At 53.2% G+C, this 11,958-nt stretch carries 16 protein-coding genes; 9 read left to right on the forward strand and 7 right to left on the reverse strand.

What is annotated here, in order from left to right; all coding sequences use genetic code 11:
• Positions 1-23: 23 nt before the first annotated feature.
• The 5 genes from PHC90_07765 to PHC90_07785 form a co-directional block, all read right to left on the reverse strand.
• Positions 24-722 (reverse strand): cytochrome c biogenesis protein CcdA, encoded by a 699-nt coding sequence (locus PHC90_07765; protein ID MDD3846241.1) that lies wholly within the window; start codon positions 720-722, stop codon positions 24-26.
• Positions 719-1,180, reverse strand: coding sequence for a thioredoxin family protein (locus tag PHC90_07770; protein ID MDD3846242.1), 462 nt, complete (start codon positions 1,178-1,180; stop codon positions 719-721). Before PHC90_07770 ends, PHC90_07765 begins: the two co-directional genes overlap by 4 nt.
• 227 nt (positions 1,181-1,407) lie before the next feature.
• On the reverse strand, positions 1,408-2,148 hold the full coding sequence (locus PHC90_07775; protein MDD3846243.1) for a pyridoxine 5'-phosphate synthase: 741 nt from the start codon (positions 2,146-2,148) through the stop codon (positions 1,408-1,410).
• A 102-nt stretch (positions 2,149-2,250) separates the two neighbouring features.
• Positions 2,251-3,345 carry an ACR3 family arsenite efflux transporter gene (gene arsB, locus PHC90_07780; protein ID MDD3846244.1) on the reverse strand — a complete coding sequence of 365 codons (1,095 nt, stop codon included), beginning with the start codon at positions 3,343-3,345 and terminating at the stop codon, positions 2,251-2,253.
• An 84-nt stretch (positions 3,346-3,429) separates the two neighbouring features.
• Complete coding sequence (locus PHC90_07785) at positions 3,430-3,786, reverse strand: metalloregulator ArsR/SmtB family transcription factor (protein ID MDD3846245.1); 357 nt, start codon at positions 3,784-3,786, stop codon at positions 3,430-3,432.
• A gap of 155 nt (positions 3,787-3,941) precedes the next feature.
• Between PHC90_07785 and PHC90_07790 the strand changes: the two genes are divergently transcribed.
• The 9 genes from PHC90_07790 to PHC90_07830 all read left to right on the forward strand — a co-directional run bounded on the left by PHC90_07790 (position 3,942) and on the right by PHC90_07830 (position 10,100).
• Positions 3,942-4,262 carry a metalloregulator ArsR/SmtB family transcription factor gene (locus PHC90_07790; protein MDD3846246.1) on the forward strand — a complete coding sequence of 107 codons (321 nt, stop codon included), beginning with the start codon at positions 3,942-3,944 and terminating at the stop codon, positions 4,260-4,262.
• Positions 4,263-4,289: 27 nt separating this feature from the next.
• The gene (locus tag PHC90_07795) at positions 4,290-5,579 is read left to right on the forward strand and encodes a permease (GenBank protein MDD3846247.1); all 1,290 of its coding nucleotides are present in this window, start codon (positions 4,290-4,292) and stop codon (positions 5,577-5,579) included.
• Positions 5,580-5,628: 49 nt separating this feature from the next.
• The gene (locus tag PHC90_07800) at positions 5,629-5,862 is read left to right on the forward strand and encodes a thioredoxin family protein (GenBank protein ID MDD3846248.1); all 234 of its coding nucleotides are present in this window, start codon (positions 5,629-5,631) and stop codon (positions 5,860-5,862) included.
• A 10-nt stretch (positions 5,863-5,872) separates the two neighbouring features.
• A complete protein-coding gene (locus tag PHC90_07805; GenBank protein MDD3846249.1) occupies positions 5,873-6,289 on the forward strand; it encodes a putative zinc-binding protein in 417 nt (138 codons plus the stop codon).
• A 175-nt stretch (positions 6,290-6,464) separates the two neighbouring features.
• The gene (locus PHC90_07810) at positions 6,465-7,031 is read left to right on the forward strand and encodes a hypothetical protein (protein MDD3846250.1); all 567 of its coding nucleotides are present in this window, start codon (positions 6,465-6,467) and stop codon (positions 7,029-7,031) included.
• Entirely contained in the window at positions 7,032-7,649 is a 618-nt protein-coding gene (locus tag PHC90_07815) for a thioredoxin domain-containing protein (protein MDD3846251.1), read from the forward strand. It abuts the gene before it with no gap.
• Between the two features lie 43 nt (positions 7,650-7,692).
• Complete coding sequence (locus PHC90_07820) at positions 7,693-8,598, forward strand: cation diffusion facilitator family transporter (protein ID MDD3846252.1); 906 nt, start codon at positions 7,693-7,695, stop codon at positions 8,596-8,598.
• Positions 8,599-8,615: 17 nt separating this feature from the next.
• A complete protein-coding gene (locus tag PHC90_07825; GenBank protein MDD3846253.1) occupies positions 8,616-9,761 on the forward strand; it encodes a [Fe-Fe] hydrogenase large subunit C-terminal domain-containing protein in 1,146 nt (381 codons plus the stop codon).
• 48 nt (positions 9,762-9,809) lie between these two features.
• Positions 9,810-10,100, forward strand: coding sequence for a hypothetical protein (locus tag PHC90_07830; GenBank protein MDD3846254.1), 291 nt, complete (start codon positions 9,810-9,812; stop codon positions 10,098-10,100).
• A gap of 278 nt (positions 10,101-10,378) precedes the next feature.
• On the opposite strand, the gene PHC90_07835 is transcribed toward PHC90_07830, so the two are convergent.
• Together PHC90_07835 and PHC90_07840 are read right to left on the reverse strand one after the other, a co-directional pair.
• Positions 10,379-10,690 (reverse strand): hypothetical protein, encoded by a 312-nt coding sequence (locus PHC90_07835; GenBank protein ID MDD3846255.1) that lies wholly within the window; start codon positions 10,688-10,690, stop codon positions 10,379-10,381.
• Positions 10,691-10,796: 106 nt separating this feature from the next.
• Positions 10,797-11,873, reverse strand: coding sequence for a permease (locus PHC90_07840; protein MDD3846256.1), 1,077 nt, complete (start codon positions 11,871-11,873; stop codon positions 10,797-10,799).
• Positions 11,874-11,958 lie beyond the last annotated feature (85 nt).

Here is an 11,958-nt window from a genome sequence, read left to right on the forward strand (position 1 = left end):
GTTTAGCAACAGGCCTTCTGGCTTCACGCACTGTACACCAGGTAAACTCCCCCGATCATCACCAGGACCCCGCAGACGGTCTTGACAACCCTCGCCCCGACGGAACTCTCATTCCAGTTCAGATAACTCTGGACGGTCTCCGTGAAGGTGCCTGCGAGGACAATGATCGAGCAATGACCCACGGCGTAAGCTGCGAGGAGAAGGATCCCGTACCAGACGCGTGTTCCGGCAAGCGCAAAGGTGATGCTCAGCATGGGCGCCATGTAGGCGAACGTGCACGGGCCGAGGGCAATGCCGAATACCGCGCCGAGAATGAGGGCCGCAAGAAGGCCTTTTCTCTTCATACCTATGTTTCCCGGGCCGGACCATGGCATGGGAATGACCCCGACAAGGTGCAGCCCCACCACGAAGAAGATGAAAGCGACGAAGTAGTTCCCATAGCGGCCGACATCCCCCATCATCCGCCCTGCCGCGGCGGTGACAAACCCCACCACGGCGATGCTCCCCATGATCCCCAAAGAGAACAGCGATGCCGTGAAAAAAGCTCTTTTCGATGAAGTTCGTCCCTGCTCGTCAATGAAACCAATTATAAGGGGAATGCTTGCAAGGTGACAGGGGCTCAGGATAAGGCTCAAAATTCCCCAGAGGAAGGATGCACCGATGGCGATCGCGGGTGTTCCCTCAACGGCCGCCGTCAACCCGATGAAGACCTTCTCTATCACTTTGTCTTCTTGGCGGGGCTCTTCTTCGGCGCTTCAATACCCAGTTGTTTGAATTTCTTCAGTATGTTCTCCTTCGAGATGTAACCCATGTGCCGCGCTCGCTCTTTTCCCGAAGCGTCGTAAAAGATTTGCGTAGGTATCCCCCTGACGCCCAGTTTCGTCGCCCTTTGGGGATCCACCTGCACGTCGATGAACTCCACCCGGATAAGACCTGCATATTCGGCTTTCAATTCTTCCAGGACCGGTTCCATCATTTTGCACGGGATACATTGTTTCGCACCGACATCTATGAGTGCGGGGTACTGCACGGCGGCCGGAGGAACCGCGGGTTTCTTTAGAGTAGCGGCAGCCTCCTTGCCAGCCGCCACCTCACCCGCAAATACATCGGTCGATGTCATAATGACCGATGACACCATTATGGAAATAAGCATACAAAAGATTGCGATCCTACTTTTCATCCTGGACTCCTTGCTTTTTATCAGGCACCGGTACGCCACATTTGCAGCCCGAAGAACACGAATACACGGTCACCCAGGCGAGTATGACGATGACAATTACAAGAAACATTTTCACGCACAAACCTCCTTTGCTCGAATGACGGGCCAGCGGCTTTGCTCACCCCGATCAATATGTAATGGCCGGCACATTCACGTACTTACTGATCACACCACGATACTAAACACGATTACTCCAGAATTTCCAGCATTTCTTCCACTGCCAGAGGAACCCCCACCGCGGCGGATCTTGATATGATTGAACGGCCGATATTTACCTCCTTCAGCCCCGCGGCATCCAGAAGGGGCTCGACATTCGTGTAATTGAGCCCCCACCCGGCCGTGACCTTCAACCTGATCTTTGCCGCATGCTCGGCGGCCTTGCATATCCTCCTTATCTGCTTGTCGATCCCGGCATTCTCTCCGGCATTGCAATACTTCGCCGTGCAGATCTCCACAAGGTCCGCAGCGCATTCTTTTGAATACTCGACCATTTCAATGTCCGGCTCGATAAAGAAAGATATCCGCATACCCTCGTCATGGAACAACTTGACGGTATCCCCGATCTTGAGGATATTTGCCCCTATGTCAAGCCCGCCCCCTGCGGTCATTTCTTGCTTCAGTTCCGGTACGATCGTGACCAGGTCGGGTTTCACTTTCCTTGCAAAATCGATCATGTCGTCAAAGAGGCCGATCTCAAGATCGAATTTGCCCTCAATCGTATCCTTTATCGCAAAAACGTCCCTGTCCTGTATGTAGTGCCTGTCCCTGCGCAAGTGGGCGGAAACGCCGTTACAGCCCCTCTTGTCGCATATCGCTGCATAAACAGCCGGATCAAACTCATCTCCTCCGCGCATCTCGCGCAATTGGGCAACATGGTCCAGGTTTACGCACAGCAGAGTACGCCCTGCATAGACTCCTCCCATTGGCATGAGACTTCTCCTTTCCTTATTGCCCCGATGGATACATGGGGCAGTTTTCCATCAGCACGCGGCGGGTCAGACTCCCCGCGAGACCGTATGGATGGTTTCCCTTCAATTTTTGCACGACATGTAACAAACACCCGAAGGTGTTTCAACGGCATAGGGAAAATACTTCTTCTTGATCCAGAGTGACAGGTGGACAAGATTGATGAGAACGGGCACCTCGACAAGGGGGCCTATGACGGCTGCAAACGCCTGCCCCGAGTTGATACCGAATACCGCCACCGCAACCGCTATGGCAAGCTCAAAGTTGTTCGACGCCGCGGTAAATGAAAGGGTCGCCGCCTGACCGTAGTGAGCTTTCGCCTTTGCGCTCATGTAAAAGGAAACGATGAACATGAAAACAAAATAGATCAAAAGGGGCACGGCGATGCGCACCACATCCATGGGGATCTTCACGATGTATTCACCCTTAAGGGAAAACATGACCAGGATCGTAAACAGAAGGGCTATAAGCGTGATGGGGCTTATCTTCGGTATGAACCTCTCGTGGTACCACATCTTGTTTTTCACCTTGATAAGGATAAAGCGCGTGATCACCCCCGCGATAAATGGTATCCCGAGATAAATGAAAACGCTCTTCGCTATCTGGCCGATGGTTATATCCACGACGACGCCCTTGAGCCCGAGTATGGGCGGCAGGACGGTTATGAAGATATAGGCGTAGACGGAAAAGAAAAGTACCTGGAAGATCGAATTGAAGGCAACAAGACCGGCACAATACTCCGTATCGCCCTTTGCCAGATCGTTCCAGACAATGACCATGGCGATGCATCGGGCAAGACCGATCATGATGAGACCGACCATGTATTCGGGATAACCTCTCAGAAATGCGATAGCAAGAATAAACATCAGTACGGGCCCCACCACCCAGTTCTGGATCAAAGACAGGACCAACACCCGATAGTTCTTGAAGACCTCTCCCAATTCCTCATATTTAACCTTTGCGAGCGGCGGGTACATCATGAGTATGAGACCTATTGCGATGGGAACATTCGTGGTCCCGCTCTGGAATTGGTTCCAGAAATCGACAACTCCCGGAAAGACATAGCCCCAGCCGACTCCGATGAACATGGCAAGGAATATCCACAACGTCAAATATCGATCGAGAAAAGAAAGCTTTTTACTGAGATGCTCTTGAACCATGGATTCTCCTCCAATTTCCAATTCCTGATGTTCAAAAACCCAACAATCTCTTTACTTTTCGTCTTTCACCCTCGAACTGCAAACTTACAACTTCTTTTCGGCCGTTTCGCAAAGCTTCTCTGCCTGCACTTCTTTCATCTTTTCAACATCGTTTCGTGCCCAATCGAGATCGGACAGTTCCTTCTTGAGGAAGCCGATGTGAGCGGCGGCCAGGCCTTCGAGGGGTTCCTTCAGGGAATAGTGCATCCATGTCCCAACCCGCTTACCCTTTACGAGCCCTGAATTCTTCAGGTAAGCAATGTGACGGGAAACCTTCGACTGGGGTTCTTCAAGAACCGCCATCAGGTCGCACACACATAGTTCTCCATGCATGAGAAGCATAAGTATTCGCAATCTCATCTGTTCCGAAAGAGCCTTGTATATCTGTGCTATGTCTTCCAAGCTTCACCCCTGCCCCACAGCATTAATCTGCATAACCGGATATAAGACTAAACTATAAAGCTATCGTCCTGTCAACGGAAAACTTTTCAAGATAAGACTCTTGACAACATATTGGCTTGTTGGTATCTTTACCAATAATGCATTAGGGAGAAACCATGATAACCATGGAAGAAGCTCAGATACGAAGCAACATCATCAAGGCCATGGGGCATCCGGTGAGACTGATGATGATAGAATGCCTCAAGGAGGGAACACAATCCTTTTCGGAACTGTTCGATCTCTTCAGCCTTGATAAGTCAACCGTTTCAAAACATCTCCTTGTCCTGAAGGAAGCCGGCATCGTCACATCACAAAAGGTCGGAACGGACATGATATACAAGCTCGAGGTCCCCTGCGTAACGGATTTTTTCGGGTGCGTCACCGCCGTCATCGAGAACAACGTGCGCAGACAGCAGGTATGCCTCTGCAAACGATAGCCATCGGAACAGGAAGGGGCTGGTCATATGAAAGACATATATAAATTCCTCATCCTTCTGGGGGCCTTTATCGCGGCCTATTTCATCCCCTTTGAAAACGTATCGGTGCAAAAGGCCATTCTGGAGTCCTTCTATATGTTGCAGGACTACGCCCGGAAGCATGTGTTGCTCTGCCTCGTACCGGCATTTTTCATAGCCGGCGCGATCTCGGTCTTTATCTCACAGGCCTCGGTCATGAAGTACCTCGGCCCGGCAGCCAACAAGTGTCTTTCCTATTCGGTGGCGTCCGTTTCCGGCACCGTTCTGGCCGTCTGTTCCTGTACCGTCCTGCCCCTTTTCGCAGGCATCTACCGCATGGGCGCCGGTGTGGGGCCTGCAACTTCCTTCCTGTATTCCGGGCCCGCCATCAACGTCCTCGCCATCGTCCTTTCCGCCAAGGTTCTGGGTTGGCAGATAGGCCTCGCGCGAGCCGTCGGGGCAGTTGTGTTCGCCTACGTGATCGGCATTCTCATGGCGATCACCTTCCGCAAGGAAGAGGCGGCCAAGCAGGCGGTCTGCATGCCGACGGAAGAGCCGAAAAGAAAGCTCTGGCAGGATGTCGCGTACATGGCCTCCATGATCGGCATTCTCGTTTTCGCAAACTGGGGAGAACCTCTGGAGAGCAGCGGCATATGGCACGCCATATATGCCGCAAAATGGTACATGACGGGTCTCTTCGCTATTCTCTTCGGTTATGTCATCATCAGGTGGTTCGAGGCGAAACTCATTCCCACCATAATAACGGGGGTTGTGGTTCTCGTCCTTGCCCTTCTTTTCCCGAAATGGCCGCTCCTGGCGTTCTCGGCGGGTATCGCCGGGGTGGTGTGGGTGACAAAGACCTCTTCTGACGAGACCAGAAGCTGGATAGATTCCACCTGGATGTATGCCCTCATGATCGCCCCGCTCCTTCTCGGCGGCGTTGTTGTCGCCGGGTTCCTCCTCGGCATGCCGGGGACCGACAACGGGATCATCCCTTCACGGTGGATATCAGCACTGGTTGGAGGCAACGGCTTTCTTGCAAATTTCTTCGCCTCCATAGTGGGCGCTTTTATGTATTTCGCAACATTGACGGAAGTACCCATCGTTCAGGGGCTTTTGGGATCCGGCATGGGAAAGGGACCCGCGCTTTCTCTTCTTCTGGCGGGGCCGGCCCTTTCCCTGCCGAACATGATCGTCATCCGCAGTATCCTTGGCACGAAGAAGACCGCAGTGTTCGTTTCTTACGTTGTAGCGCTTTCCACAATTGCAGGCATGCTGTATGGATGGATAGCAGGATGAGTGATACGCGACACATGATGAAAGATCGATCGGTAAGGAGGTGAAGGAGATGATGAAGAAGATACAGATTCTCGGGACAGGTTGCGCCAAGTGCACGAAGCTCACGGAGAATGCTGAGAAGGCGGCCAAAGATTCGGGTATCGAGTTTGAGATCGAAAAGGTCCAGAACATCAACGATATCATGAACTACGGGGTCATGATGACGCCGGCTCTGGCTGTTGATGGCGTGGTTAAGAGCGTTGGAAAGATCCTTTCCGTGGAAGAGATCAAGAAATTCTTGTAGGAGCTGCGTTATGTCTGATCAACAAAGCAACTGCGAAACGGGATCACGCACATCGGATACGTGCTGCGGCGCCGGGGCTCCCACGCTGATCGTCGCCTGTTCGGGCGGATCGAATGCGGGCCAGGTTTCGAACAGCATCATGGTAGAGCTTGACAAGAAGGGTGCGGGCAAGGCCTACTGTCTTGCCGGGATCGGTGCCGACCTTTCGGGCTTCGTTGAAAGCGCGAAGGCCGCGAGGATGGTCGTCATTGACGGATGCCCCACAGGGTGTGCCAGAAAAGCTCTCGGGAGGTACGGAATCGATGCGTCGCAATATTTCCTTGTCACAGAACTGGGGATAACGAAGGTGCACGATTTCAGCAGGCTCTCCGAAGAGACAGCCATCGCCCTGAAAGCTGTTCTGGAAAAAATGTCATCTTCGAGGTAGTCTATCTGAACCATTGCGAGGTAATATGAAACGGTTGATTCTTTTCACCATCACCATCCTGACCGCCCTGGCCCTGTATGCATGCTCCACGTGCCCCGTGCCGCCCTCTGCGCCAAGAACTTACTCGCTGAATGCGGCAGAGGGTCGGGCAATACAGAGGTAGGGTCGGGCAGACATGGGAAAAGCTGCGCAATTGAACGGTTCGCAGGATACCCGGTTGTCGGCAACGGACAGGATATTGCATCGAAAACATCTCATTAACATCATCCTCGCCTGCCTGGCCATTGGCCTCGAGATATACTACAGCATCTGCGCAGGCTCCTGCTCTTACCTCCGGGGCACCCTTCTGGGGATCGATCTCCAGTATGTGGGCATGGCCTATATGGCCTCTATCATCCTTCTGAGCCTTTTCAGGAAAGATATGCTTCTCATCGTCCTCATCAGCGCGGGCGTGGGGATCGAACTCTATCTCATCGGCTTTCAGGTATGGTACGACACTTACTGTCCGTACTGCCTCGCCTTCGCGGCGATCGTATTCGCGCTTCTCATCCTGAACTTCCGGCGCGACCGAAAGGTGCTCAGCGCGATATCCATGGCATTCGCCGTCATCCTCTTTGCCCTGTTCTTCAAAGGTTCTCTTGCGCCTTCCTACTCGTATACGCTGCAGATCTCTTTCGCGGAGAGAGCTGCAGGCACATCTTCGGGCGCACCGGTAAGCCGGCAGTACACGGAGAGATCATAGATGACAAAGAATGCATACGGGAGTGCCCCAGGAAGATCGACGGGGATGGGTGCAATGCTTTTTGTTGTTTTCGCCATGATCCTGGTTCTCCCGTTTGTCGGCAACTCGGCGGAATTGTTTCTTACGTCCTTCGGTGACGGGAAGGTAAAGGTCAGATTGTACACGGACTATTTCTGCCCTCCCTGCCGGGACATGGAACCGGGCATCGAGCCTCTGATCAGTGAGCTGGTGAAGAACGGAACCGTCACCCTCACCTTCGTCGACACCCCTTTCTACCGGTACTCGTCGCTGTACGCACGACACTTTCTTTACGCCATCAACGAGAAGAAAGACCTGGAACATGCCCTCCACGTGAGACGCTCCCTAATCGAAGCCACCAGGAAGAACCTGGATAGTGCGGAAACACTTGAGGCTTTTCTGAACGAGAAAAAGATCGCCCTGAAACCTTTCGATCCCAGGACCACCTTCGACGTGCTGTCACGACACCTGAAGGAGGACACCATTGATGCCACTCCATCATGCGTGATAGAGATGGAAGGGAGCGTGAAGAAATACAACGGGGCCGGCAACATAACCGATGCTCTCGGCAAGCTGAAGCAAAGACAGCCGGGGAAATAGAAGACAACCTCCCGGAAGACCGGAAGATGTCCTATACTACATTATGAACCCAAGCGGAGAAAAACGCCTTGCCATCACCCTTCTCGTGACCCTTCTTATCATGACCGGCGAGGTCATTGGCGGGTTTCTGAGCAACAGTCTTGCCCTCCTCAGCGATGCCGGTCACATGGCCACAGACGCCCTGGCCATAGCCCTGGGGCTTGTGGCCGTGCGCATAAGCAGAAAGCCATCAGATAGACACTCTACCTTCGGCTACCAGCGCGTTGGGCTCGTCGCCGCACTCATCAATGGCCTGAGCCTCCTTGTTATAGCCCTCTTCATCTTCCATGAGGCCTACGAAAGGTTCCGGGAACCCCCTGCCGTAGACATTCCCATCATGTTCAGCATCGGAGCGCTTGGCCTGGCCGGGAACATCGCCATGGCCTTCATACTGGGACGCGGCCACAAGGACCTGACACTCAAGAGCATCTGGCTTCACATCCTGGGTGACACCCTTTCTTCCGCGGGTGTCATTGCCTCCGGCATTGTTATCTATTTGACCGGCTGGACCTATGCGGACCCCATCGCGAGCATCCTCATAGGGGGGATCATCATCTGGGGCGGTGTAAGGCTTGTGCGGGACACGATGTCCATCTTCCTCAATCTGACGCCCCATGGGTTCAATGTGGACTCCCTGGCCGGACAGATAGCAAGAATGCCCGATGTCATAGACATCCACGATGTTCATCTCTGGCCCGTGGCGCACAACAACTTTGCCTTTTCAGCCCACATCCTTGTTGACGACAAGACCCTGGGAGAGGTGGAGACGACGAGGAAGAACATTGAGAACATACTCAAGGAGGCCGGGGTGCACCACAGCACCCTCCAGATGGAATGCAGCTGCGTGGATTGTAACAGCAGCCTGTACTGTCAGGTACCTGATGGGAATGACGAGGAACACCGCCACTGAAAAGGAATGTGACACATATGGAGACCGAAGGAACGACACAACGCTTTCATTCTGTGCGCGTTGATCCTCAAAGGTGCAAAGGCTGCGGCGAGTGCATCGAAATATGCGCCATGAACGCAATCCGTCTACGCGATGGAAAGGCCGTCATCATGGAGGAAAAGTGCATAGATTGCGGGGAGTGCATCCGAACCTGCCCGGATCAGGCGAAGGCTGCTGTTACCGATACGCTGGAAGGACTCTCGGGTTACACATACAGGATTGCCCTTCTGGCGCCCTCTCTGCAGGTGCTCCTGGACACCGAAAACTTTGCCCGCCAGATAGCTTTCAAGGACATTCAGGATGTCTTTTCGAGCATGGGCTTCGACGAGGTCTTCGAAGTTGCCTCGGCTGCCGAGGTGGTCACATTCATTACCGAACAACATATCTTGCAGGACCAGGGCGCAAAACCCCTGTTCTCGTCTTCGTGCCCCGCCGTCCTGAGACTCATTTGCATGAGATTTCCTGGTCTGCTGAAGCATGCCAGCGAAGTTCTGAGTCCCATGGAAGTCGCGGCGAGGCTGGCGAAAGAAGCGGTCGCGAAGAAGACCGGCCTTTCATATGAAGAGATAGGCGCTTTCTTCCTGTCTCCCTGCCCCGCGAAGGTCACCGAGGTGAAAGGATCGATCATGACAACAGATTCCGCCGTGGATGCGGTTATCGGAATAAATCTTGTCTACCGAACTATTGTCGAGCAACTCTCAGGAAAGGCTGCAAACAGGGAGCACGCCGAAATAAGGAAAGCGACAGCACCCACCGTTAAAGGTCGTTGTTGCGCAAACGCGCCTCAGGGTACAGATGCACTGACGAGAATGAAGGTGAGCGGCACACATAACGTCATCGGCCTGCTCGAGGACATGGAGCGGGGAAGACCTGTCGATGTGGACTTTGTTGAGCTTCTGGCGTGTACAGGGGGATGCCTGGGGGGCCCGTTGAACACGCGGAACCTTCTCGAGCGAACCGTAAACCTCAGGGACCTGATTGAAAAATATCAGGCGAAACGACGTTGTTACGATGATGAGTACCTCCTCGATATCTGCAATCGTCGATGCTTTGCGTCGACCGGTCCGATCCTGCCGACTCCGATCGTAATACCGGAAAGAATCAAACACAAAGAATCTGGCTGATGAATCCAGCCTGTTCAGCGATCCTCTTGCCAACAAAAAGGAGTACCTGTGAAAGTCAATCTCAAATCAAATTATCTGCTGCTGGGGTCAAGTAATATTGACAGCATGGATTTCGACATTGCCGAAATTACGCTCAAAGACCTGGTCCAGGCAATTTCAGACCGTTCAACAACGTCTGGTTCTCTTGAGTACTTGAACGGTGAAGGGACACAACTGCAACCTGTCTTTGAGGTCCACATAAACGGATGTCCCCTGAACTTCTGCGAGAAAGGCATCAATACCGTTTTGAGGGATGGAGACACCGTGGACTTGTATCTTGAACCGCAGTACGGTGGATAAGGAGACAATCCCTCACCGAGGGGCCCTCTTCACCCCTCAGTTCCCTCCAAACAACGGGGTGCCCCCGCGCATGGATACATCGCCCACGAAGCCAACCGCAACTTTGTCTCCATCGACGATGACCGGAACCTGTTCCTTTCCTCCTGAATGGGTAAGCATTTCGTCGAACTTTTCAGGGTCCTCTTCGACATTGATGAAAATCGCCCTATCGCCATAGGCTGCCCGAGCCTGTTTGCAGAAGGGTCATCCATCCGTGCCATAAATGATGATCTTACCGGTCACGATCCCGTTCCTCCTTCAGGAGTATTTAAGGTATCTTGTCCGTCTTTTTCCTTGTCGCGTATCTCGACAAATTCCTTATATTCCTCCATGAGAACACTTTTATATTCTCTTCTGTTGTCCTCCGAGGATGGGATGTAATTACCCACTGCTTCCAATCCGGCAAGGATCTCCTCTACGGTCTCCTTGTTTGCCTCTTTACCGACAGAGTAAAGCTCCACCATTATCTCATGAAGATTGTTAACCGCAACCTGTGTACCGTCGGCAAATCTCAGTGTACGCCGGCTAACTGTCGGCGCGTTGGGATCCACTCAGGTGACTCATCCTATCACTTGAAAGATCGACATATGACCCTCTCCTTGATCGTTTCTGTCCACCCGGCGGCAAAGCTTTCTGCCTCCCCGCCAAGACTGTGCACTAGTATACCAGCCAATCCACCAGATATCCAGCCGCGATGGCGACCAGGAAAACGTTCACCAGGAACGCCAGCACCAGTTTCTTCTTGAACATGGAACCGAGAATTATCATCTCCGGTATGCTCGCCCCTGCTCCTCCTATAATAAGGGCAAGCACCGTGCCTACCCCCATTCCCTTGCCTACCAGGGCGGCGCTTATGGGAATCACCGTTTCGGCCCGGATGTACATGGGCACACCGATGACCGCAGCGACAGGTATGGACCACGGGTTCCCCGGCCCTGCCAGCCCGACCACGAGGTCCTGAGGGAAAAACCCGTAGATGAAAGCCCCTATGCCCGCACCCAGGAGAAGGTACCAGAACACACCCTTGAAGGTGTCTACCGCCGATAGTGACGCCCTTTTCATCTTCTCCTTGAAAGACACCCGCCCGGCCTCCCCGGTATCGTCAAGATCTATACCGCAACATGACGCCTGTTCGGTTTGATGCGGGGCAGTCCTTGCTTCCGGCGCGCAACACCCAGGCGCGGGTTGAATAGTGGTCAGCGCAACAAGAGGCTGCACTGCGTCAGATTTACAACAACGCGGCTGTGCCTTCGTGCTTTCTCCACAACACGGGGTCGGCTGAAGGCTCATCAGGGGCTTAACCTGTGTTTCCATGCCGAATCTTGACAGAATTGCCGCCATTGCCATGGACCCGAGAAAAGTGATGACCGAATAGACCACCGTGACCTTGAGGCCAAAGAGCGAAAGAAGCAGGGCGATGATCACGGGATTAAGAACCGGCGAAGAAAAAAGGAAGGCCATCGTAGGACCGAAAGGGACACCGCCCTTGAGCAAACCTGCCGTAATGGGAACCGTGGAGCAGGAGCAGAAGGGTGTAATGGCGCCAAGGCCCGAGCCGAGAAGATATTGCACCCACGTTAATCTGTTAGCAAGAAAATCCCTCACCCGGGATGGAGGAAGATATTCCATCAGGAGCCCGATAACAAAAGAAACAGCGACAAAAATCAGAACGAGTTCACCGGCAATCACCAGGAAGAACTTGCCGGCGGTGACAAAATTATTGACAGCGAACATGCGGGATACCTCTCATGACCTTTGCATAAAAACCTGTTTCACCGAAAGGCGCGTTTTTGCGGTTACGTTGTCCCCTGCCTGCCGG

Source organism: Syntrophorhabdaceae bacterium, from assembly GCA_028698615.1.
Classification (GTDB): domain Bacteria; phylum Desulfobacterota; class Syntrophorhabdia; order Syntrophorhabdales; family Syntrophorhabdaceae; genus Delta-02.